Origin of the sequence: Streptomyces soli, assembly GCF_003999195.1 — a bacterium.
Taxonomy (GTDB): Bacteria; Actinomycetota; Actinomycetes; order Streptomycetales; family Streptomycetaceae; genus Actinacidiphila; species Actinacidiphila soli.
In genome coordinates, this window is record NZ_RJVR01000227.1 from 51,008 (window position 1) to 74,327 (window position 23,320).

The following is a 23,320-nucleotide window of genomic DNA, read 5'->3' on the forward strand; positions in this document are numbered from 1 at the left end:
GAAATATAAATTAATGGAAAAGGCCGGTCCTCCGGTCGCGGTGAAGTCGCCGCCTGCCCGCCGCCTCAGAGAGTCTTCGGGTCCACCGGCACCCCCGACGACGTCCCGTTCATGCTCGCGCGGCTCTGCGCGATGATCTCCTGGACGCGCTTCTCGATCCCTTCGGGATCCAGTCCGAGCGCCTTGCCTATGTGCACCGACCACACCTCGGAGCGCACGTTGTTCTCGAAGTCCAGGTCCGCGCGTACGTTTTCGCGCTGGGCCTGCCGGTTCTGGCTCACCATGACGAACGTCGAGAGGAAGATCGCCTCCAGACTCACGATCATGGTGAGCAGTCCGAAGGGATAGGGGTCGAAGACCGCCGCCTTGCCGACCAGCCCCTCGTTCAGCGCGATCCAGACCACGAACCACACGGCGTGGATGTAGACGAACTCCATCCTCCCCGCGAAAGCGGTGATCGCGTCCGCGACCCGGTCCTGCGAAGAGCGCATCCGGATGAAGACGTCCTGCTCATGCGGGAGTCGGACGACGGGGCGCGCGGGGACGGGCTGACCGTCGACGGAGTGGGAGTTCATGCAGCCCATAGTGCCTGACGGCACTGCCGAGCGGGCGACGCGTCTGCCCGCTCCGTACGACTCGGTGGTAAAGTCGGAGAAGAAGATTCCAAGGAATCAAATTCCTCGTCATCCAAGTGGGAAGCATGACGGATCTCAAGCAACTCTTCAGCGACCTGGTCCGGCTGGAGATCGAGCTGTACGACGCGCTCGACAGACGGCTGCGCGACGACTTCGGCCTCCCGCTGAGCAGATTCGAGCTGATGCAGGTCATCGCGCGTACCGAAGCGTGCCGGGTGTACGACATCGTGAGCCGGCTCTCGATCACGGTCGGCGGCGTCAGCAAAGCCGTCGACCGCATGGAGGCGTTGGGGTACTGCGTACGCCGGTCCAATCCGGACGACCGGCGCTCCTCGATCATCGAGCTCACGCCGGCAGGTGAATCCCTCGTCGCCGAGGCGGTCCCCGTGGTCGACACCGAACTCGGGATCCGGCTCGGCGCCGCACTCCCCGCGCGTTCACTCCAGCAACTGAGCGCCACCATCGCGACGCTCCGGACCGCCAACGCCAACGCCGACATCAGCGCCAACTCCAACGCCGAAGGGGCGGCCACATGACCGGCACCATGCGAGCGATCGTCCTGGACGCACCCGGACCCGCCGATGCCCTCGCCATCCGTGAACTTCCGATCCCCACCCCTCAACCCGGTTGGGTCCTCATCCGCGTCAAGGCCTTCGGCCTGAACCGCTCCGAGCTCCACACCCGACTCGGCCTGTCCGACGCGGTCACCTTCCCGCGCGTCCCGGGCATCGAGGCGACCGGAGTCGTGGCCGAGTGCCCCGGCGGGCAGTTCGCCGCCGGGCAACAGGTGGTCGCGATGATGGGCGGCATGGGCCGGACGTTCGACGGCGGATACGCCGAGTACACCTGCGTCCCGGCAAGCCAGGTGATCGCCTTCCGCAGCGAGCTCGACTGGAGCACGCTGGGCGCGGTCCCGGAGATGCTCCAGACCTCCTACGGCGTCCTGACCGTCGGGCTCGACGCACAGCCCGGGCAGTCGATCCTCATCCGCGGCGGCACCTCATCCATCGGCATGGCCACCGCCGTCCTCGCCAAGCAGCGGAAGATGACCGTGCTCTCGACCACGCGCAGCCCCGCGAAGGCAGCGGCGCTCACCGCCGTTGGCGTCGACCACGTCGTCATCGACGACGGCGAGGTCGCCGCCCAGGTCCGCGCGATCCTGCCCGAAGGAGTCGACACCGCGCTGGAACTCGTCGGCACGCCCACCCTGCGCGACACGCTCCACGCGACGCGCGTGCACGGCGCCGTGTGCTTCGCCGGGATGCTGTCCAACGAGTGGACGATCAAGGACTTCTATCCGCTGGACTACATCCCGAGCGGCGTACGACTCACCACCTACGGCGGCGACGCCAAGGACCTGCCGGCGCGCGTGCTGCAGGACTTCCTCGACGCTGTCGCCACCGGCGACACCACCGTCCCCATCGACCACGTGTACGGCTTCGACCAGATCGTCGAGGCGCACGCAGCCATGGAGGACGGCCGCGCCAAAGGCAAGTTGGTCGTCACCACGACCTGAGCGGCCGGGCGCGCCGCGCGTGCGGCGTCTGCCCGGTTTGCCCCGTTGGCCGGCCCACTCCCCCCGGTGGCCTTCGCGTCGTGCCTGGCGCCAGAGCACTTCTGCTCTTTCGCCCGATCCCCCCGTGCCGCGAGCTGCCTGTGGGCCGACAACACCAGGGTGCGGGGTCAGGATAGGACAAAACCTTGACGAAAACTGGACGTGCGGCGTCCGGCCCGTAAGCATGAACGACACAGGGGAAAGGGAGGTGCCTACGCGCGGTGCGCTGCAGGAGGCGCTGCGAACTCGGAGGCTGCACATGGAATTCCGACTACTGGGTCCGGTCGAGGCGTCGGTCGACGGCCGGCAGCTGGATCTCGGCCCACCCCAGCAGCGGTGCGTATGGGCCATCCTGCTGGCCGAGGCGCCCCGTACGGTGCCGACCGAACTGTTGATCGACCGCGTCTGGAACGATCACCCTCCTGCCACGGCGCGCAGTGTGCTGTACAGCTACGTGACCAGGATGCGCAACACCCTGCGCCAGTGCGGCGCGGAGGCGGCCGGTGTCCGGCTGGTCCGCCGATCGGGCGGCTATCAGCTCCAGGTACCCGCGGATCGGGTGGATCTGCACCGCTTCGTTGCCCTGATCGCCGAGGCCCGCGCGGTGGAGGGCGACGACGAGCACACCGCCGACCTGCTGCGGGAAGCGCTCGCGCTGTGGCAGGCGGACGCCCTGACCGGCGTACCGGGCCACTGGGCGGAAGGGATGCGCACGCGGCTCGACGGCCAGCTGTCCACGGCCCGGCTGCTGTACCACGACGCGCAGCTCCGCCTGGGGCGCCACGACGAGATCGTGGCGAGGCTGCGCGAGCTGACGGCGGATGATCCGCTGGACGAGCGGCTGGTCCGGCAGTTGATGACCGCGCTGTACCGGTCCGGCCGGCCCGCCGAGGCCCTGGATACGTACGAGCGCACCCGCAAGCAGCTCGCCCAGAGCCTCGGCATTGACCCCGGGACGGAACTCCAGGGGCTGTACCAGCAAATCCTGGCCGCGGACTCGGCGCTGGCAGCCCCTGCGGCCCGCTCGGCGCAGGAACCGCCCCCGATGCCGGCCCCCGCGCCGGCACCAACACCTGTGCCACGCCAACTGCTGGCGCCGCCGTGGCTGTTCACCGGCCGAGCCGACGAACTGGCCGCGCTGGACCGCGCGCTGGACACCCCGGCCGACCCGGGCGGCGGCACGGGCGGCACAGTGGTGATCTCGGCGATAGGCGGCACCGGCGGCGTCGGTAAGACCTGGCTGGCCCAGCACTGGGCCCACACCCACATGGAGCGGTTTCCCGACGGGCAGCTCTATGTCAACCTCCGCGGCTTCGATCCCACCGGCGAGCCGATGGTGCCGCAGGCCGCCCTGCGCGGCTTCCTCGACGCCCTCGGCGTGGAGCCCGCGGCGATACCCGCGGACCCGGACGCCCGGGCCGGGCTCTACCGGTCCCTCGTCGCGGGCAGGCGCATGCTCGTTCTGCTGGACAACGCACGCGACACCGAGCAGGTCGCCCCGCTGCTGCCCGGCAGCCCGAGCTGCACCGTGCTGGTCACCAGCCGCAGCCGGCTCACCGGCCTGACCACCACCCATGGCGCCCAGCCCTTGGCGCTTGACGTACTGACGGAGGCCGAGGCTCACCGGCTGATCGTCCGCCACCTCGGCGCCGGCCGGGTGGCGGCCGAGCCGGAGGCCGTAACCGCCCTGCTGGACAGCTGCGCGGGACTGCCGCTGGCGCTGGGGATCATCGCCGCCCGCGCCACCACCCACCCCAACTTCCCGCTCGCCGCGCTCGCGGAGGAGCTGCGCGAAGCCGCGGGCCGGCTCGACGCGCTGGACGCCGGCGACATCACCGCCGATCTACGGGCCGTGTTCGCCACCTCCTTCCATGCCCTCGACGGCCCGGCGGCCGAGGTCTTCGGGCTGCTCGGCCTGGTGCCAGGACCGGACATCGGCACGCCGGCCGCCGCGGCCCTCACCGCACTGCCGGTCCCCCGGGTCCGTGCGCTCCTGCGCACCCTGGAAGCCGCCCACCTGGTCCAGCAGCACGCTCCGGACCGCTTCCGGATGCACGACCTGGTCCGCCTCTACGCCGCCGAGCGCGGGCAGCTCGACCACGGCGCCGAGGCCCGTACGGCCGCCCTGCAACGGCTGATCGACTTCTACCTCCACACCGCCCACACCGGCGAACGTCTGCTGTCCCCGCACCGGCCGCCGATCGATCCGGACGGGCCTGCCCCGGGCAGCGCCTCCTCCCCGCTGACGGACACCGCGGCGGCACTGACCTGGTTCGAGGCCGAACACCCCTGCTTGCTGGCCGCCCAGACGCTCGCCGCGGAGCAGGGGTGGCACCGCCAGACGTGGCAACTGGCGTGGTCCCTGGACACCTTCCATTCCCGCCGCGGTCACCTACGCGACCACCTGGCCACCTGGCGCACCGCACTCACCGCCGCCGAACAACTGGGAGACCCGGCCTGCCAGGCGCTGGCCCACCGGGGCCTCGGCCGAGCGCGCTCCCTGACGTCGGAGTACGCCGTAGCCCTCGATCACCTGCACAAGGCCCTGACGCTGTTCGAGCAGACCGGTGACATCACCGGCCAGGCCCACACCCAGCGCGCGCTCGCGTGGACCTGGGGACAGCAGCGCGACCACCAGCAGGCGTTGACCCATGCCGAACGCTCCCTGCGCCTCCACCGAACCCTCGGCAATCCGGCGTGGGAGGCGAACGCGCTCAACGCGGTGGGCTGGCACAACGCCCAACTGGGCCACTACGAGCAGGCCCGGCCCTCCTGCGAGCAGGCCCTCGCCCTCATCCGCCAAGTCGGCCACCCCGACCGCGACGGCGAGGCCGACACCCTGGACAGCCTGGGCTACATAGCCCATCACACCGCCCAGTACGTCCAGGCCCTCGACTACTACCGCCAAGCCCTCGCCCTGTTCCACGACATGGGCAACACCTACGAAGAGGCCAACACCCAAGTCCGCCTCGCCGACACCCACCACGCCCTGGGCCGGCACGACGAGGCCCGCCACGCCTGGCACCAGGCCCTGCACCTCTACCGGGCCCAGCGACGCACCGCCGAAGCCCAGCACATCCAGGACCGCCTAGGAGCGCACTGAAGATCCATGCCGGGCTCGCGACGCCCCGCACGCACATCTGCCGCGTTGGCCGGATTCCCGGATAGAACACCACTATCCGGGAATCCGTCCGCCTTGCAGCTGCACGCACCGGACGCCGCTCGCTGATCCGGCCCAGATCTTCAGTGCGCTCCTAAACGCCCTCGCCGGGAGCCGGTCAGCGGCCTCCTGATCATGCGGAGCCGGCGTCGCTCGCCGTCTCGTCGTCCACCCGGATCAGGCGCAGGGTGGTGCTGGACCAGTCCCCGGGCGGCAGTTCGGGCGTGATCCCGTACCCGGTCAGTACGGACGCGTGGTAGACGACGCCGGTACGGGTGTCCCGGTAGCGCGCGGCGGGGTCCAGGCCGGCGAGCCTGAGGGCGGGGCGCGGTGTGCCGTGGCGCGGCGCCCGCTGCCACACCAGGACGAGGGCCTCCCGGCAGTCGGCGGTGGTGTACTGCACGGCGGACGGCGCGTCGTCGACGGGACCGCGCAGCCGGTGCTGGGTGCCGTGCTGCACGATGTGGCGAACCTTCTTGTACTCCGCCACCAGCTCGGCGCCCTCGGCGAGTTCCTCCTGCGTCCAGTGCGCGAGATCACCGCCCACCGCCAGTACCCCGGCCATCGCGACGTGGAAGCGGTAACGCAGCGGCACCGAGCGGCCGGTGAGCTGGTTGGGCACATCGGTCACCCAGGCCGCCATCGTGCGTGCCGGGTAGATCTGGCTGAAGCCGTGCTGGATGGAGACCCGGTCCGCCGCGTCGGTGTTGTCGGACGGCCACGCCTGGTCCGTACGGGAGAGGATGGCCAGGTCGACGCGGCCGCCGCCGCCGCTGCACGTCTCGATCCGCAGCCCCGGGTGGTCGGCGCGCAGCCGGTCGATGACGCCGTAGAGGTTGGTCACGTACCGCGACCAGAGCACGTCCTGGCCGCCCTCGCGGCCGGGCCAGCCGGCCTCGCTGAAGGCGCGGTTCATGTCCCACTTGAGGAAGTCGATGCCGTTGTCGGCGACCAGCCGGGTCAGCCAGCCGTACGCCCACTCGGCGACGTCGTCCCGCGCGAAGTTGAGCACCAGTTGGTTGCGCAGCTCGGTTCGGGTGCGGTGCGGGAAGTGCAGTACCCAGTCCGGGTGCGCGCGGTACAGGTCGCTGTCGGGGTTGACCATTTCGGGCTCGACCCAGAGGCCGAAGCGCATGCCGAGCCGGTGGACCTCCTCGATCAGCGGGGTGAGCCCGTCGGGGAAGCCCTTGGTGGCCGGCGACCAGTCGCCGAGTCCGGCGGTGTCGTCGCGCCGGCCCCCGTACCAGCCGTCGTCGACGACGTAGAGCTCCACCCCAAGCTCCGCCGCTCGCGCAGCAAGCGCTTTCTGTCCAGCCTCGTCGACATCGAAGCCGGTGGCCTCCCAGGAGTTGAACAGGACGGGACGCAACTCGTCCGGATGGGGCAGCACATGGGCCAGGACGTACGCGTGCCAGGTGCGGCTCGCGGCGCCGAAGCCGCCGTCGGTGTACACGGCTGCGTAGTGCGGGGTCGCGTACTCCTCGCCCGGGCCGAGCGGCACTGACGCTCCGTCATGCCCCGCTCCGCCGGTGAAGGCCGTACGCCCGTCGGGGGTGCGCTGCACGGTGACGTGCCAGCTTCCGCTCCAGGCCAGGGCCGCACTCCACACTTCGCCCCGTTCTTCGGTGGCGTCGCCGGCGTCCAGCATCACCCACGGGTTCGCGTGGTGGCTGGTGATGCCGCGCCGGCTGGTGAGTACGGTCTCGCCGTGCGGGACGGGCTCCCGGTGCAGCAGGCTCTCCGCCGACCACTGGCCCGTCACATGGCTGATCCGGTAGTCGTCGCGCGGCGGCAGCGTCCAGGCGGCGGAGTCCGCGCGCAGCACAGAAAGCGGTTCCTTTCCGCTGTTGCGCAGCACGGTCCAGCGCTCGATGACGTCGGTGTCGTCATGGACGCGGTAGTGCAGGGTGACCGCCAGCGGGAAGTGGCGGTCGCGGAACTCCAGGGCCAGTTCGGCCGATCCTGGCGCCGGTTCGCCGATCCGGTGGCCCACGGGCTCCCACTCGAGGGCGCGGGTGCCGTCGGCGAACTGCACCCGCAGCGACGGCGCCCCGTACCGGGCCCCTCCGTCGACGGGGAGTTCCTCGCCGGCCGAGGGCCGGCCCTCGAAGCTGCTGATCTCAACGGCCGGAGGCGGCACGAGCTCCGAGGCCGCCGCGAGGGTCAACCGTGGTCCCCACGCGAGGTGGCAGGGCGCTCCCGTCTCATCGATCCGCAGCGCGTACGACGTGCGCGGAGTGGAGAGCAGCCAGACCCCGGAGGCCGGGGCGAAGGAGATCGCAGCCATTGATCCTCACGTTCAGATAGCGCCACAGGAGCAGTAAGCAGCCAACAGTGCCTTCGATCGACTGTCAACACCTACCCCTTATCTGGCTTTTGCAGGTTGGAGGCCCGTATGCAAGCTTCTTCAAGAGGAGTCTGCTTCTTTCATTGACAGAGGAAAAGAACCACCTTAAGTTTCCGGCCATGCGCTCGACCTCTCCTCATGAGGCGATCCCGGCGACGACGCCGACCGCTTCCCCGGTCTTCACGACCGCGCTCCCCCACCGCCCGCTCGCGCGGACCGGCGGGGACAATGGGGCGCGGCCGGAGACGGTGGCCGAGGAGCGAGCGCGCGGGTACGCGGGCGCCGCGATCCAGTCCTTCATCGAGTAGAACACGTACTAGGAGTAGCGATGACGCTGCAGAGCCGCACCCCTTGGACCCCCACCGGTCCCAGCCGCAGAAAGGTGGTCCAGGGGATGTTGGGCGTCGGTGCCGCAGCCCTGGCCATGCCCGCCCTGGCGGCCTGCGGCGGAGGGGCCGCAGCCGACCCCAAGACAGTCACCTTCGGGTCGAACGGCGCGGACGCCACACCGAAGAAGGCCTACGCCGCGGTGACAAACGCCTTCCAGAAGGACAGCAAGCTCACGGTCAAGACGAACGCCGTCGACCACGACACCTTCCAGAACAGCATCTCCACCTATCTGCAGGGCACCCCGGACGACGTCTTCACCTGGTTCGCCGGCTACCGCATGCAGTACTTCGCCAAGAAGGGCCTCGCCAGCCCCATCGACGACGTGTGGGACAAGATAGGCGCCGGCTACAGCGACGCGACCAAGCAGCTGTCCAAGGGTGAGGACGGTAAGTACTACTTCGTCCCGCTCTACAACTACCCCTGGGCCGTCTTCTACCGTAAGAGCGTCTTCCAGAAGTACGGCTACCAGATCCCCACGACCTGGAGCCAGTTCACGGCGCTGGCCAAGCAGATGAAGAAGGACGGGCTCTCCCCGATCGCCTCCGGCTACGGCGGCGGCGACAGCTGGACCAACCTCGGCGCCTTCGACTACCTCAACCTTCGCGCCAACGGCTACGACTTCCACATGTCCCTGATGCGGGGCCAGGTCGCCTGGACCGACAAGCGCGCCGTCAGGACCATCGACCTGTGGCGTGAGATCACCCCGTACTACCAGACCAGCGCGGGCGGCCGCTCGTGGCAGGACGCCGCACAGTCGCTGCTCGACGGAAAGTCCGGCATGGCGGTCATCGGCCTCTTCCTCGGCCAGCAGGTCACCGACGAGACCCTGCGCGCCGACATCGACTTCTTCGCGTTCCCGGAGATCGACCCGGCGTACGGTCAGGACACGGTCGAGGCGCCCACCGACGGTTTCATGCTCAGCCGCAAGCCGAAGAACCTCGACGGCGCCAAGAAGTTCCTCGAGTTCCTCGGCAGCGCTCAGGCCGAGAAGCTCTACATGGGCGTCGACCCGAGCAATGTCGCCGTCAACTCCGGCGCCGACACCAGCTCGTACAACGCCCTGCAGAAGAAGTCCGCCGAACTCATCGCCGGTGCCAAGCACATCACCCAGTTCGGGGACCGCGACAGCGACCCGGGATTCATCTCCACCGTGGTCGAGCCCGGCCTCGTCGAGTGGCTGAACCACCCGGACGACGGCTCGGCCCTGCTCAAGAAGATCGAGTCGCAGCGCTCGCGCTTCTTCACGGCCTGATCCCACCGGAGAGGTTCACCATGTCCTCCGTGCGTACCGCGCCTCGGTCATCGTCGCGCGCACACACTCGTTCTCGCCGGCTCGGTCCTGGTGACCGCCTCTTCCTGACGGTTGTCGTCGGCATCCCGCTGCTTGCCCTGCTGTTCTTCGTGTGGCTGCCGGCGCTGGCCTCCATCGGTCTGTCCTTCACCAACTGGGACGGCCTCACCCTGTCCGACATCCACTGGGTCGGACTGGACAACTACCACCAGATCTTCACCAACTACCCGCCGTTCTGGCCGGCCGTCAGGCACAACGTGGCCTGGCTGCTGTTCACGGCGCTGCTGCCCACCCCGTTCGGTGTCTTCCTGGCCTACCAGCTGGACCGCAAGATCCGCTTCACCCGGGTCTACCAGACCGCGATCTTCATGCCGATGGTGCTGTCTTTGGCGGTCGTCGGCTTCATCTGGGAGATCATCTACAACCCCGACACCGGGCTGCTGAACGGTGTGATCAGTGCCGTGTCATCCGGCCACCACATCGACTGGCTGGGCGATCCCAACCTCAACCTGTGGGCCGTGCTGGTCGCTTCCGGGTGGCGGCACGCCGGCTACATCATGATCCTCTACCTGGCGGGACTGAAGGGCTTCGACCCCGCGCTGAAGGAGGCGGCCGCGCTCGACGGCGCCAACGGACGCCAGACCTTCCTGAGGGTGGTGCTGCCGGCCCTGAAGCCGGTCAACATCATCATCCTGGTCGTCACCGTCATGGAGTCCCTGCGCGCCTTCGACATCGTCTACGTGCTCGGCGGCGGTATCGGCAGCAAGCCCGGCATGGAACTGCTGTCGCTGCTCATCAGCGACAACATCATCGGCGAGTCCAGCCATATCGGATACGGGTCCGCCCTCGCGGTCATCCTGCTCCTCGTCTCCCTTGCCGCGATCGGCGTCTTCCTCTTCCAGACCTTCCGCAAGGAGGACCAGTGACCGCGACCGCCACCCCGCCGGCCTCCCGGTCACGCACCCCGCTCACGCGTACCCCTGGCGCCCCCAGGAGGCCGAAGCGGCAGACCGGACGGCACATCATGCTCGGCAGCATCGCGCTGCTGTGGCTCGCCCCGCTGCTGTGGGCCATGTACACCTCCCTGCGGCCCTACTCAGACACCGCGAAGCACGGCTATCTGTCCTGGCCGCACAGCATCGGCCTGCAGAACTTCTCGGACGCCTGGAGTCAGTCCGGGATGCCGCACTTCTTCTGGAACTCGGTGCTCATCACCGTTCCGGCGGTCCTCGGCACCCTGCTGTTCGCCGCGGCGGTGGCCTTCTTCGTCTCGCAGTTCGACTTCCGCTGGAACGTCGTGCTGCTGATCCTCTTCACCGCGGGAAATCTGCTCCCCGCACAGGTGTTGATCACCCCGCTGTACCGGCTGTACCTTCTGATACCGCTGCCGTCGTGGATGAGCGACTCGCTGCTTCTGTACAACTCGCTCTGGGGCATCATCTTCATTCACATCGCCTACCAGTGCGGCTTCTGCACCTTCGTACTCAGCAACTACATGAAGACGATCCCGAAAGAGATCTCCGAAGCCGCTCTCGTCGACGGGGCCCCGGTGTGGCGCCAGTTCTTCCAGATCGTGCTGCCTCTGTGCCGCCCGGCGTTCGCGGCGCTGGCGACCCTGGAGTCCATCTGGATCTACAACGACTTCTTCTGGTCCCTCGCGCTGATCCAGACGGGCGACAAGCGTCCGATCACCTCGGCGCTGGCCAACCTGCAGGGCCAGTACTTCACCAACCCGAACCTCATCGCGGCAGGTGCTCTCATGACCGCGATCCCGACGCTCCTGGTGTACTTCGCGCTCCAGCGCCAGTTCATCAGCGGCCTCACCATCGGCTCGGGCAAGGGCTGAGCCGCCGACCCGACGTCCCGGCGGTCACCACGACCGGCCGGCCCCCCGGCGTCGGGAACGCATGTCCCCTGCCCGGTTCCACCGCGCACCCGCGACCCGACAACTGGAGGTCCGACCCATGCGGTCACCCTCGTACCCAGCCCTGCCCGGAGCTCCCGCAGGCTCCGTGCGCCGCACCATAAGAGCCCTGCTGGTCCTGGCCGTCACCGCCGGTCTCGCGGCGGTCGTCCCCGCCGCCGGGGCCGCCGCCCCCGCCAAAGCCTCGACCACGACCACGACCGCCGCGGACGCCACCTCCGGCATAGCCGCCACGCCGTACATGGGCTGGTCCAGCTGGAGCATGCAGTCCTCCAGCTATCCGGGCCTGAACCCCAACGGCAACTACAGCTACCTCACCGAGGCGAACGTCCTGAAGCAGACGGACGCCCTCGCCTCCAAGCTGAAGCAGTACGGCTACGACTACGTCAACATCGACGCCGGCTGGTGGATGGACAACAACTGGAAGCCTGGGTATGACCAGTACGGTCGGCAGACGCCCGACCCGGTTCGTTTCCCCAACGGTATGAAGTCGGTCGCCGACCACATCCACTCCAAGGGCCTCAAGGCCGGCATCTACCTGCCCGTCGGCCTGGAGAAGGGGGCGTACGGCGACGGCAAGGTGCCGATCTGGAACGCTCCCGGCTGCACCACCGCCGACATCGTCTACTCGGACCTGCGCACCACCAACGGCTGGGACAGCTCCTACAAGTTGGACTTCAGCAACCCCTGCGCACAGAAGTACATCGACTCGCAGGCGCAGATGTTCGCCGACTGGGGCTATGACTTCCTCAAGCTGGACGGCGTGGGCCCGGGCTCGTTCAAGTCCGGTGACAACTACAACAACGTCGCCGACGTCGCCGCCTGGCACACGGCCATCGCCGCCACCGGGCGCCCGATCCACCTCGAGCTCTCCTGGTCGCTCGACATCAACCACGCCGCCGACTGGAAGCAGTACTCCAACGGCTGGCGCATCGAAACCGACGTCGAGTGCTACTGCAACACCCTGGTCACCTGGGAGAACTCGGTCAACGACCGATGGAACGACGCCCCCGCGTGGAGCAACAAGGCAGGCCCGGGCGGCTGGAACGACCTCGACGCGATCGACGTCGGCAACGGAGCGATGGACGGCCTCACCAAGGCCGAGCGGCAGAGCTACATGACCCTGTGGGCCATTAACAAGTCGCCTCTGTTCACCGGTGACGACCTCACCCAGCTGGACAGCTACGGCGTCTCCCTGCTGACCAACAAGGAAGTCATCGCCGTCGACCAGAACACCTCGCCCGTCGCACGTCCGGTCACCCCGGTGGGCGACCAGCAGGTCTGGGGCACCAAGAACTCCGACGGCAGCTACACCGTCGCCCTGTTCAACCTCGGCGACTCGCCGGCCTCCGTCACCGCCAACTGGGCTGCGTTCGGATTCACCGGCAACGCCTCCGTACGCGACCTGTGGAACAAGGCGAACCTCGGGACCTACAAGAACAAGATCACCGAGGTGCTGCCCGCGCACGGCTCCCGGCTGTTCACCATCAACCCCGGCGGCAAAACGCTGGCGACCACGAGCTACGAGGCCGAGGCCGCGGGCAACACCCTCACGGGCAACGCCTCCGTCGCCGGATGCGACGCCTGCTCCGGCGGCAAGAAGGTCGGCAACCTCTACAGCGGCAGCACGCTGCGGTTCAACGACGTCACGGTGAAGAAGGACGGGATCTACACCGTCAAGGTCGCCTACGTCAGCGGCGACCCGCGCTCGGTGACCGTGTACTCCAACAGCGGTAACGGCACCAGCCTGAAGTTCCCCTCCACCGGTGACTGGAGCACGGCCGAAACCGTCAGCGTCCAACTGGCCCTGAAGGCGGGCTCCAACACCATCACCTTCGACAGCGGCAGCAACGGATACGCACCCGACATCGACAAGATCGACGTACCGCAGTCCGTCTGACCCACTTCCCGCGGGGCCCGGTGACCTGACCGGCCCGGGCCCCGCGGGGGACCGTCGTTCCCGCACGCGCCGTTCCCCGGATATGGAGTGCACAACCGTGGACATCCAGCACACTGAATCACGCGACAACCGCCCCAACCGCAGGGGCTTCCTCGCTCTCGCCGCCGCTGCCGGCGTGGGCACCGCACTCGGCGGCCTGCCCGCCTTCACCGCCTCGGCGGCCCCCCTCCGCCCCACCGATTCTCCCCTGTTGTCCGCGGCCGACGCCGCGAAGAACCAGCTGTGGTGGCAGGCTCCCGGCTCCTCCAACTCGATGATCGAGCAAGGGCTGCCGGTCGGCAACGGGCGCCTCGGGGCGCTCGCGAGCAACGACCCCTCCAGCGAACTCCTGATGATCACCGACGCCACCCTGTGGACCGGCGGTCTCAATGACACGCTGCAGAGCGACGGCCAGTTCCCCTACGGCCGCAGCGACTTCGGCTCCCTGACCCTGCTGGCCAAGCTCACCGTCGACATCCCCGACCACGACCTGAGCTCCGTCAGCAACTACCGCCGCTCGCTCGACCTGGCCCAGGGCCTGGTCAGTGCCTCGTACGTCATCTCCGGCGTCACCTACCGGCGGCAGGTCTTCGCCAGCCTCCCCGACGACGCCATCGTCCTGTACTTCGACCAGCAGGGCAGCGGCACCTACACCGGTACCGTCTCCCTCGCCGGCACCCACGGCGAGTCCACCACCGCCAGCAGCGCGGGGCGCTACGCGTCGTTCGGCGCCTCCTTCGCCAACGGCCTCAAGTACGGCGCCGCCGTCACCGCCTACAGCAGCAGCGGCAAGGTCGCCGTCAGCGGTACGTCGATCTCCTTCAGCGGCTGCAAGGACCTCACCGTGGTCGTCAGCGGCGGCACCAACTACGCGCCCGACGCGGCCGCGAAGTTCCGCGACCCGTCCGTGGACCCGGAGCGCCTCGCCAGGACCAAGGTCCTGAACGCGGCGGGCCACTCCGCGAGCACCCTGCTGCACACCCATGTCGCCGACTTCCGCCCGGTGTTCGAACAGCTGGACATCGACCTCGGCACATCGTCCGCCACGCAGCGCGAACTGGACACCTGGGAGAGGGTGCAGGCGCGCTACCGCGACAACGTCCCCGACCCGGAGCTCGAGGCCGCCTACCTGCAGTTCGGCCGCTACCTGATGATCTCCGGATCGCGGGGCAGCCTGCCGATGGGCCTCCAGGGCCCGTGGCTGGACGGCAACGACCCGGACTGGATGGGCGACTACCACACCGACATCAACATCCAGATGAACTACTGGATGGCCGACCGGGCGGGCCTGTCCGACTGCTTCGACGCCTTCACGGACTACTGCCTCGCGCAGCTCCCCGCCTGGACGGACGTCACCCAGCGGCTGTTCAACGACTCCACCAACAGGTACCGCAACTCCAGCGGCAAGATCGCCGGCTGGACGGTGGCCATCTCCACCAACCCGTACGGCGGCGGCGGCTGGTGGTGGCACCCGGCCGGCAACGCCTGGCTCTGCCAGAGCCTGTTCGAGCACTACGAGTACACCCAGGACCGCGCCTACCTCAACAAGGTCTACCCCCTCCTCAAGGGCGCCGTTGAGTTCTGGGAGGCCCGCCTCATCACCACGACCGTCACCGACGCGTCCGGAGCCTCGCGCGAGGTCCTGATCGCCGACAGCGACTGGTCGCCCGAGCAGGGCCCGCTGGACGCCAAGGGCATCACCTACGCCCAGGAACTGGTGTGGAACCTCTTCGGCAACTACCGCACCGCGACCGAGGTGCTCGGCAAGGACGCCGGCTACACCAAGACCATCGACGGTCTGCGTGAGCGCCTGTACCTGCCCGTGGTCAGCCCCACGACCGGCTGGCTTGAGGAGTGGATGTCGCCCGACAACCTCGGCGAGACCACGCACCGGCACCTCTCCCCGCTCATCGGACTCTTCCCCGGCGACCGGATCCGTCCGGACGACTCCACGCCGAAGGACATCCTCGACGGCGCGACGGCCCTCCTGACCGCCCGCGGCATGAACAGCTACGGCTGGGCCAACGCCTGGCGCAGCCTGTGCTGGGCGAGGCTGAAGAACGCGGAGAAGGCCTACCAGCTCGTCGTCAACAACCTGAAGCCGTCGGTGGGCGGCAGCAACGGCAGCGCGGCGAACCTCTTCGACATCATGGATATGGGGCAGGGCCGCGGCATCTTCCAGATCGAGGCGAACTTCGGCACCCCCGCCGCGATCATCGAGATGCTGGTCTACTCGCGGCCGGGACACGTCGAGCTGCTCCCCGCGCTGCCCGCCGCCTGGGCGGCCTCCGGCTCGGTGTCCGGCGTAGGCGTCCGCGGCGGCTTCGTCGCCGACATCAGCTGGAAGAACGGCAAGGTCACCTCGGCGAAGCTGACGAGCGTCGGGGGCCGCAGCACGACCGTCCTCGCCGGCAGCGCCTCGGCGAAGGTCAGCCTCCAGCCCGGTCAGTCCGTCACGCTGCGGAACCTCGGGTGACGGCCGGCCTGTGCCTGCGCCGCGCGGTGGGCGTGGTCTCCGCGCTGGTCGTGGCGGTCTGAGGACCTCTGACCGCCACCTCGGCGGCGCAGGCGCAGGCGCAGCCACCGGCGCAGCCGCACGACAAGGGAATGGCGGCGATGGCGGACGCCGTCGATCTGTCCGCCCTGCAGTGTGATCGCTGAGTGAACCCTCCACCTTCCCGGGCGGTGCCGTCTGGGAAGGTGGAGCCATGTCCGGACTCCCCCTCAGCGGATTCGAACCTGGGACGGGACCCGAACGGCAGCCTCACAGAGGCTGGACTGAAGCCCGTGGGAGTGCAAGCGCGGAGCATGGGCATGTACCTGCCTGGGTACGTTCGGGCGTACGTACGCCGACAACCGGCACCCGCCTCAGGCCTTGCCGCCGATCTCGCAGGCCTGGCACGGGGGACGGCCGCAGGTGCACTGCACGATGGCGTCCAGGACGTCGTGATCGTGGTACAGGCATTCGTCCCGGCAGGTGTGGCGCGGGATGAAGCCCGCAGCGATCTCACCGGGCCACGGCTCCTCGCCCTCACGGCAGCGGACGAACCGCTCGGGATCGGTGGCGTGGAGTTCGTGCAAGTCTGCCCGGGCCTCGTTCTCCAGTTCCCGGGCGTGGTCGACCGCGGCCTTCAGCTGGGCGGCGAGGGCGGAGTACCGGTCGTCACCGGTCCGTACATGTGCGGCCCGCAATGCCATCGCGGCGTTGCCCAGGAACCTTCCGGCATCCTGAAGGTTGGTCACGTGATGTATCTGAATTCCTGTCACGCCCCGGACCCAGACGGCGTCGATGCTCACTGGTTCACCTTTCCGGCGTTCGACCCTGACTTTTGGGCGACGCATTTCCCGGCCGGTCGGCGCTGACTATCCGTACGTACTATCCGTACACACGGAGACAGGCGCCATCGATATATTCACGGACGGTAAAACGGCCGTCGGCACCCGTCCACTGAAAACCGAGTGAATCGGCTCACAGGGCTCCGGCCGGCCCCGGAAAGGGGGCCGGCCGGATGGGTGGGGGTGAGCTGTGTGCTCCTGTCAACCTTCGGCTTCGGGGACGGTGTACGAGAGCGCTCCCGTACCGGCCAGCTTGCCGGCGTCGACAATCAGGTACTCCGGGCGGATGGGGTGCCCGTCGAGCCAGCACTCCAGGATCTCCCGGGTGCCGGCAGCGTAGCGGGCCTGGGCGGCAAGGGACGTACCGGACACATGCGGCGTCATCGCCTCGTAGGGCATGGTGCGCCAAGGGTGGTCGGCCGGTGGCGGCTGCGGGTACCAGACGTCACCGGCGTACCCGGCGAGCTGGCCGCTGTTCAGGGCGCGGACCACGGCGTCGCGGTCCACGATGAGCCCCCGGGCGGTGTTGACGATGTACGAACCGCGCTTCATGGCCCCGATCAGTTCGTCGTCGAAGAGGTTCATGGTCTGCGGATGCAGCGGGGCGTGGATCGACAGCACGTCGACCGAGGAGGCCAGGGAGCGTACGTCGGGATGCCAGATCACCCCCAGCTCCTTCTCAACCTCCGGCGGCAGCCGGTGCGGGTCGTAGTAGTGCAGCCCCACGTCGAACGGCTTGAGGCGGCGCAGCAGCGCCTGGCCGATCCGGCCCGAACCGAGGACGCCGACCTGCATGCCTTCGAGGTCGTAGGAGCGTGACACGCTGTCAGCGATGTTCCATCCGCCCTTGGCGGCCACCCACTCGTGCGCGGGCAGGTAGTTCCGGACGAGCGCGAGGATCTGCATCACGGCGTGCTCCGCCACGCTAATGCTGTTGCTGAAGGTGATCTCCGCGACCGTGATGCCATGGGCGATGGCGCTGGGCAGATCGACATGGTCCGAGCCGATCCCGGCGGTGATCGCCAGCTTGAGCCGGGGCGCTCGGGAGATCCGCTCGGGGGTCAGATAGGCGGGCCAGAACGGCTGGGAGATCACCACATCGGCGTCCGGAAGCTCGCGGTCGAGGACCGAGTCCGGTCCCTCCTTGTCGCTGGTGACGACGAGGGTGTGACCCCGGTCCTCAAGGAAGCGGCGCAGCCCCAGCTCGCCGGACACGCTGCCAAGCAACTGGCCTGGGGTGAAATCGATGGCTTCCGGGGTGGGCGCGGCCTGTCCCCCGGGGTAGGTGGTGATGACGGGAATCTCGGCGCGGGCGTATTCGGGAGGGTAACCGTCCTCCGGGTCGGGATAAAGCACCAAAAGGATCTTTGCCATGGCTCCTCGCCTCCGTCGCTGGGGCCGCCGGATAATCCGGTCCTGCCTTTCCGCCGGGACGCAGCGGGTCGGGCTCACGCCGGGTACATCTCATAGAGGCCGGGCGTCGCTCGCGAGCCAACCGTGCCCGCCCGCCTAGGCTCTTCGAATTTTAGTCGCTTGTGCGTTCGAGTTGCAATCGCTGGTGCGGTCGTCGCCTTAATGAGGAGAGGAGAGGAGAGGAGAGGTGCTGCGGTGGCCGCGTATATGGAAATGAGCCGCAGAGCTCCGCGCCGGGCACTGCGGGAAAATCGCCGCCGAGTACATACGGAGGCATAGATGCGAGCGGACGATCCCGGGCCCGAACCGCTACCGGTCGACCCGGACGCGGATGCCGGTACCGCCTCGCCGGCCGGCGAGGGGTTCGGCCCGCTGGTACGCAAGGGCGTCCTGGTGGCGGTCGCGCTCGGCGGCCTGCTGGGCGGCTTGGCCCGCTACTTCCTGGAACTCGCCTTCCGGCGTCGGCCGGCGGGTTTCCGCTGACGACGTTCGCCATCAATGTGTCCGGCTCGTTCGCGCGGGCAAACCGGGAAGGCTGTGCTGTATTGCCTGTCGAGCCTCGTCGCCGGTCTGCTGGCCGCCGCTGCCGGGCTCGGTGTCGGAGAGATCTGAAAAGGGTTGCCTACGGCATCCGCCCGAGCCGGCGGGCCGTGCGGGCAGAGGGTCAAAAGTCGTCCGCGACTTGACAGCGGGATTCTCGAGGCGTCTCCTGAAAGAGAAGTAAGTGATGTGGCGTGCGATTACCGTGCGCGCCGCGAAAGTTCAGGTTGGCCAGCCGTGTACCGGCATCCGGAGGCGGGCGTAAATGGCGACCTATGAATACTCTTGCAGCCGTTGCGGGCCTTTTGATGTCCGGCTGACGATGGGCAGCGCACCCGTCTCGTACGTGTGCCCCGTGTGCGCGGGCACCGCGAGGCGGGTGTTCTCCGCTCCGGCCCTGAGGGCGACCCCGGAGGCCGTGGCCTCCCTCCACGACCGGCAGGAACAATCCCGTGAGACCCCTGCCGTAGTCTCCGAGGTGCCCCCACGAGCAGGGGCACCTCGCCGCTCTCCGCACCCCTCGCTCTCGCGGCTACCCCGGCCGTAAAAGCGGCGGCAAGTATGTGGCGGGGTACGGCGCTGGTGCGCCGGCGCCGGTTCTCCCGCAAGCGGACCTAGGAGGTGCGTGCGCGTGGCAAATGTGGGACTGCTCTTCGTCGGTGCGGTGCTCTTCCTCAACGGAATCATGCTTCTGGGGAAGGTCGACGCGCGGTCCGCCGCGGTGTTCAACCTCTTCGTAGGAGCACTCCAGGTACTGACCCCGACCTATCTCATCTTCACTGCCGGAAGCGACCCGCACAAGATTCTGCTGGCCTCCGGCCCCTACTTGTTCGGCTTCACCTACTTGTATGTAGGTATAGGCCTGCTCATGGGACTGGACACCACGGGCGTCGGCTACTACTCGCTCTTTGTGGCGGTCGCGGCCCTGGGGTACTCGTACGTCAACTTCCGGCTCTTCCACGATTACGCGTTCGGGGCCATCTGGCTCTACTGGGCGTTCCTGTGGTTCCTGTTCTTCCTCCTGCTCGGCCTCAAGATGGAGGGCCTCACCAGATATGTGGGATGGGTCACGGCCATCGAGGGCTGGGTCACCGGAGTGATCCCCGCCGGGCTGCTGCTCGCCGGCTACTGGAGGCCTGAGCACAACCAGCAGATCGGTATCGCGCTGGGCATCTTCGCCGTGGTGGTGTTCACGGCGCTGTGGCCGGTCACCAGGCCCCCGGGTCAGGCGACCCGCACCGCCCGAAGGGCCGGCGGCACCACGGCAGCCGGAGCGCACTAGGACGTGGACCAACAGCCGCCGGAACAGCACCGTCGAGAGTTCGGAGATGTGCCTGCCAGGACGAGACACCAGTCACCGCTCACGCCAGGATCCAGACGTTCGCCCCTGCCGTGTCCACCATAGTGACCGAATCATCGCAAGGAGTTGTCATGCCTGAAGTGCTTTTCACTGTTGACCACACCAAGTCAATGCGCGACCAGGCTGTTCCGGGGCACAACCGTTGGCACCCGGACGTCCCCACAGTCGCCATGGTGCGGCCAGGGGCCGAGTTCCGCATTGAGTGCCGCGACTGGACCGACGCGCAGATCGGCAACAACGACTCCGCCAACGACGTACGCGACATCGACCTCACCGTTCCCCACATGCTCAGTGGGCCGATCGGTGTGGAGGGCGCGGAACCCGGCGATCTGCTCGTCGTGGACATCCTCGACCTCGGCCCCGTGCCGCAGCAGACCGGAAGTGCGCCCGGCCAGGGCTGGGGCTACACCGGGATCTTCGCCAAGGCCAACGGCGGAGGCTTCCTGACCGACTACTTCCCTGACGCGTACAAGGCGGTCTGGGACTTCCACGGCCAGATGGCGACCTCCCGGCACCTTCCCGGGGTCCACTTCACCGGAATCACCCACCCCGGGCTGTTCGGCACCGCGCCGTCCGCCGAACTGCTGGGGCGGTGGAACGCCCGGGAGCAGTCGCTCATCGACACCGACCCGAACCGGGTCCCCCCGCTGGCCGTCCCACCCGACGTCGACAACGCGCTCGCGGGCACGGCCACCGGGGACACCGCGCAGCGCATCGCCCGCGAAGGGGCCCGCACGGTGCCCGCACGCGAGAACGGAGGCAATCACGACATCAAGAACTTCACCCGAGGCTCGCGGGTCTTCTACCCCGTATATGTCAAGGACGCCAAGCTCTCCGGCGGCGACCTGCACTTCAGTCAGGGTGACGGAGAGATCACCTTCTGCGGCGCCGTCGAGATGGGCGGCTTCATCGACTTCCACGTCGACCTCATCAAAGGCGGCATGGAGAAGTACGGCATCTCCACCAACCCCGTGTTCATGCCGGGCAACGTCGAGCCGAGGTACTCGGATTTCCTGACCTTCATCGGGATCTCCGTCGACCACGACACGGACACCAACTACTACCTCGACGCCACGCTGGCCTACCGCCGCGCGTGCCTCAACGCCATCGAGTACCTCAAGAGGTTCGGCTACAGCGGCGAGCAGGCATACCTGCTGATCGGTGCCTGCCCCGTCGAGGGCCGCATCAGCGGGATCGTGGACATCCCCAACGCCTGCTGCTCGCTCTACCTCCCCACCGCCGTGTTCGATTTCGACGTCCGTCCCACCGCGGCCGGACCCAAGTCCGCCGACCGCGGCAAGTGCGCGGTGAGCAGCTGACCGGACGTGATACCGGCATAACCCGTCCCGGGACCGGCAGCGGCGCCGGGACGGTCTCGCCCCGCCACCCGGCAGTAAAACGGCCGTGAGGCGGGGCGAAGTTGTGCCCGCCGCCGGTCTGTACCCGTTCTGGGCCTCGGGGTGTAAAGGCGACCTCATCCAGGTCCCGGACGGCATGCTCGCGCCTTCGACGCCACGAGCACTTTCCCGGCAGCGTGGGCTCGACCGGATCGGGTGGCAGACAAAACGGGCGGAATTGACACCGTCGAGTTTGCTCCCAAATTCTACAAGCCAAAAGCCGCCCCCGCTGTGCGGAAACGGCCTATGACCTGCGTTAACACCGTCGGGACGACAGGATTTGAACCTGCGACCCCTTGACCCCCAGTCAAGTGCGCTACCAAGCTGCGCCACGTCCCGGTGCTTGATCATTCGGAGGAGTGCCCCCGTGCTGACCGCGCACGAGAACAATACCGCACCGGGCGCGGTGCCCGCTCGCACCGAATTGAGTAGGCGTACTCATGTGGCGTGGGCCACGTCGGCGGATGCTGCCGCTATGACGAATCCGATCCATCAGCAGGCGACGGCGGCGTACTACGCACAGGCCGTGATCTCGTTCGGGGTGGCGCTGACGGCGTTGGTCGTCGGCGTGGCGTATCTGCCCGTGGGGCCGTGGGTGCGGGGCTTTCTGGGACTGGGGGTGCTCTACCTGGTGACGTCGGCGTTCACCCTGGCGAAGTGCTTACGGGACCGGCAGGAGGTGGGGCAGGTGGTGAGCCGGGTGGATCAGGCCCGGCTGGACAAGCTGCTGGCGGAGCATGATCCGTTCAGGACCGAGGGGATGTAGGCGGCGCCGGGGGCTCGGCGGGGGTGACGGGCTGTTCCGGGGCCGGCTCAGTCGCGGGGGTCGTGCCGTTGCCCCGGGCGGCCTCGGCGCCGTTCTGGGCGCCGAGGGCTCCGAAGCAGAAGCCGGCGACGGTGGCGAGGACGGTCAGCAGGGAGGTGACGATGGTCTTGCGCAGGTCGTCGGCGCCGCTACCGGAGGCGATCGTACGGTAGCCAACTCAACTCCAGGGCAGGGCGGCCCGGTTGCTCCAGTACGCGGCGGCCGGCCCGGCGAGGCCGGTGAGACGGGCGAGCTGGTCCGGGTCGAGACGTACGGTGGCGGCCGCGAGGTTGCCGGCGACCTGGGCGGCCGTGGCGGCGCCGGAGAGCACGATGTCCGCCCAAGGGCGGTGGAGAACGGCGGCCAGGGCGACGGCGTCGGGGGTGGCGCCGGTCTCGGCGGCGACCCGGCCGAGGACGGAGCCGGGCTCGGCGTGGGCGAGGCGGCCGTTGGCCATGCCCTCCTTGACGATGACCGTGCAGCCGGCGTCGTGGGCCTCGGCGAGTGCGGGACCGGCGGAGGGTTCGAGCAGGTTGTAGGTGGACTGGACGCTGCTGAAGAGCGGCAGCCCCTCGACGGTGATCGCGAGCGCCGCGCGGATCGTGTCGGCCTGGGCCGGGCCGCTGGTCGAGAAGCCGATCTTCACGCCGTCGGCGGCGAGGTCGGCCAGCCGGTCGTGCAGGGCGCGGTCGGTCAGCGCCGGGCTCTCGGGGGTGAGGGAGTGGATCTGGTAGAGGTCGAGCCGCTCGCCGAGCAGTGCGCGGGTCTCGCCGATCTGACGGTCGTACGTGGCGGTGCTGTGGTCCTTGACCTCGTGGACCTCGGCGTCGGCGCGCCAGTCGGCGACGTAGGTGTAGCCCCATTTGCTGCCGATCACGACCTGGTCGGCGGCGTCGGGGCGCCGCTGCAGCCAGCCGGCGAGGAACTCCTCGGCGCGGCCGTACGAGCGGGCCGCGTCCAGATAGCGCACGCCGAGCCCGTAGGCCGCGTCCAGCACCTCGTACGCCCGCTCGCGCATCGCGTCGACCGTGCGGTCGGCGGGCAGGTCCGCCGCGCGGCCGAGGTTGATGTAGCCGGGGCGGCCGACGGCGGCGAGGCCGAGCCCGAGGCGGGGTGCGGGGGCGTTGGCGATTCGTGCGAAGGACATGGTCAGCACCGTACTCCCGGCGCAGTACGTGGATCCGGGCCCCCAGGCTGACGTCGGGGCGATCACCATAAGGCAGAGTAG

The 23,320-nt window shown here is 68.6% G+C and carries 19 protein-coding genes and 1 tRNA gene; 14 read left to right on the plus strand and 6 right to left on the minus strand.

Annotated features, from left to right (window positions below; all coding sequences use genetic code 11):
- Positions 1-65 precede the first annotated feature (65 nt).
- Positions 66-575 carry a DUF1003 domain-containing protein gene (locus EFK10_RS22545; RefSeq protein ID WP_127357464.1) on the minus strand — a complete coding sequence of 170 codons (510 nt, stop codon included), beginning with the start codon at positions 573-575 and terminating at the stop codon, positions 66-68.
- Positions 576-700: 125 nt separating this feature from the next.
- Between EFK10_RS22545 and EFK10_RS22550 the strand changes: the two genes are divergently transcribed.
- From EFK10_RS22550 to EFK10_RS22560, 3 genes are all read left to right on the plus strand, one after another.
- On the plus strand, positions 701-1,171 hold the full coding sequence (locus EFK10_RS22550) for a MarR family winged helix-turn-helix transcriptional regulator (RefSeq protein ID WP_127357465.1): 471 nt from the start codon (positions 701-703) through the stop codon (positions 1,169-1,171).
- The gene (locus EFK10_RS22555; RefSeq protein ID WP_127357466.1) at positions 1,168-2,151 is read left to right on the plus strand and encodes a zinc-binding alcohol dehydrogenase family protein; all 984 of its coding nucleotides are present in this window, start codon (positions 1,168-1,170) and stop codon (positions 2,149-2,151) included. The genes EFK10_RS22550 and EFK10_RS22555 overlap by 4 nt, the downstream gene beginning before the upstream one ends.
- Positions 2,152-2,398: 247 nt before the next feature.
- The gene (locus EFK10_RS22560) at positions 2,399-5,293 is read left to right on the plus strand and encodes an AfsR/SARP family transcriptional regulator (RefSeq protein ID WP_240677393.1); all 2,895 of its coding nucleotides are present in this window, start codon (positions 2,399-2,401) and stop codon (positions 5,291-5,293) included.
- 190 nt (positions 5,294-5,483) lie between these two features.
- On the opposite strand, the gene EFK10_RS22565 is transcribed toward EFK10_RS22560, so the two are convergent.
- The gene (locus EFK10_RS22565; RefSeq protein ID WP_127357467.1) at positions 5,484-7,637 is read right to left on the minus strand and encodes an alpha-galactosidase; all 2,154 of its coding nucleotides are present in this window, start codon (positions 7,635-7,637) and stop codon (positions 5,484-5,486) included.
- A 179-nt stretch (positions 7,638-7,816) separates the two neighbouring features.
- Here EFK10_RS22565 and EFK10_RS22570 point away from each other — a divergent pair, with 179 nt between their 5' ends.
- The 6 genes from EFK10_RS22570 (at position 7,817) to EFK10_RS22595 (ending at position 15,717) form a co-directional block, all read left to right on the plus strand.
- Positions 7,817-8,005: a hypothetical protein gene (locus tag EFK10_RS22570; protein ID WP_127357468.1), complete on the plus strand. Its 189-nt coding sequence runs from the start codon at positions 7,817-7,819 to the stop codon at positions 8,003-8,005.
- 20 nt (positions 8,006-8,025) lie between these two features.
- A complete protein-coding gene (locus EFK10_RS22575) occupies positions 8,026-9,339 on the plus strand; it encodes an ABC transporter substrate-binding protein (RefSeq protein WP_127357469.1) in 1,314 nt (437 codons plus the stop codon).
- Positions 9,340-9,359: 20 nt separating this feature from the next.
- Positions 9,360-10,304, plus strand: coding sequence for a carbohydrate ABC transporter permease (locus tag EFK10_RS22580; RefSeq protein ID WP_127357470.1), 945 nt, complete (start codon positions 9,360-9,362; stop codon positions 10,302-10,304).
- Complete coding sequence (locus tag EFK10_RS22585; RefSeq protein WP_127357471.1) at positions 10,301-11,224, plus strand: carbohydrate ABC transporter permease; 924 nt, start codon at positions 10,301-10,303, stop codon at positions 11,222-11,224. Before EFK10_RS22580 ends, EFK10_RS22585 begins: the two co-directional genes overlap by 4 nt.
- Before the next feature lie 118 nt (positions 11,225-11,342).
- Positions 11,343-13,202, plus strand: a complete 1,860-nt coding sequence (locus tag EFK10_RS22590; protein WP_127357472.1) for an alpha-galactosidase D — start codon at positions 11,343-11,345, stop codon at positions 13,200-13,202.
- An 82-nt stretch (positions 13,203-13,284) separates the two neighbouring features.
- Positions 13,285-15,717 (plus strand): glycosyl hydrolase family 95 catalytic domain-containing protein, encoded by a 2,433-nt coding sequence (locus EFK10_RS22595; RefSeq protein ID WP_206305547.1) that lies wholly within the window; start codon positions 13,285-13,287, stop codon positions 15,715-15,717.
- Between the two features lie 392 nt (positions 15,718-16,109).
- Here the strand turns inward: EFK10_RS22595 and EFK10_RS22600 are convergent, their stop codons facing one another.
- A complete protein-coding gene (locus EFK10_RS22600) occupies positions 16,110-16,484 on the minus strand; it encodes a hypothetical protein (RefSeq protein WP_240677395.1) in 375 nt (124 codons plus the stop codon).
- A gap of 294 nt (positions 16,485-16,778) precedes the next feature.
- Complete coding sequence (locus tag EFK10_RS22605) at positions 16,779-17,951, minus strand: NAD-dependent formate dehydrogenase (protein WP_127357474.1); 1,173 nt, start codon at positions 17,949-17,951, stop codon at positions 16,779-16,781.
- Between the two features lie 318 nt (positions 17,952-18,269).
- On the opposite strand from EFK10_RS22605, the gene EFK10_RS22610 reads away from it, so the two are divergent.
- The 4 genes from EFK10_RS22610 to fmdA all read left to right on the plus strand — a co-directional run bounded on the left by EFK10_RS22610 (position 18,270) and on the right by fmdA (position 21,209).
- Positions 18,270-18,473 (plus strand): hypothetical protein, encoded by a 204-nt coding sequence (locus EFK10_RS22610; protein ID WP_127357475.1) that lies wholly within the window; start codon positions 18,270-18,272, stop codon positions 18,471-18,473.
- A gap of 322 nt (positions 18,474-18,795) precedes the next feature.
- On the plus strand, positions 18,796-19,077 hold the full coding sequence (locus EFK10_RS53395) for an FmdB family zinc ribbon protein (protein WP_127357476.1): 282 nt from the start codon (positions 18,796-18,798) through the stop codon (positions 19,075-19,077).
- Between the two features lie 84 nt (positions 19,078-19,161).
- Positions 19,162-19,812 carry an AmiS/UreI family transporter gene (locus EFK10_RS22620; protein WP_127357477.1) on the plus strand — a complete coding sequence of 217 codons (651 nt, stop codon included), beginning with the start codon at positions 19,162-19,164 and terminating at the stop codon, positions 19,810-19,812.
- A gap of 149 nt (positions 19,813-19,961) precedes the next feature.
- Entirely contained in the window at positions 19,962-21,209 is a 1,248-nt protein-coding gene (gene fmdA / locus EFK10_RS22625) for a formamidase (RefSeq protein ID WP_127357478.1), read from the plus strand.
- 343 nt (positions 21,210-21,552) lie between these two features.
- Here the strand turns inward: fmdA and EFK10_RS22630 are convergent.
- A tRNA-Pro gene (locus tag EFK10_RS22630) sits at positions 21,553-21,626 on the minus strand.
- 28 nt (positions 21,627-21,654) lie between these two features.
- On the opposite strand from EFK10_RS22630, the gene EFK10_RS22635 reads away from it, so the two are divergent.
- Entirely contained in the window at positions 21,655-22,053 is a 399-nt protein-coding gene (locus tag EFK10_RS22635) for a YiaA/YiaB family inner membrane protein (protein ID WP_127357479.1), read from the plus strand.
- A gap of 217 nt (positions 22,054-22,270) precedes the next feature.
- Here EFK10_RS22635 and EFK10_RS22640 read toward each other — a convergent pair whose 3' ends face one another.
- Positions 22,271-23,239 carry an aldo/keto reductase gene (locus EFK10_RS22640; RefSeq protein ID WP_127357480.1) on the minus strand — a complete coding sequence of 323 codons (969 nt, stop codon included), beginning with the start codon at positions 23,237-23,239 and terminating at the stop codon, positions 22,271-22,273.
- Between the last annotated feature and the right edge of the window lie 81 nt (positions 23,240-23,320).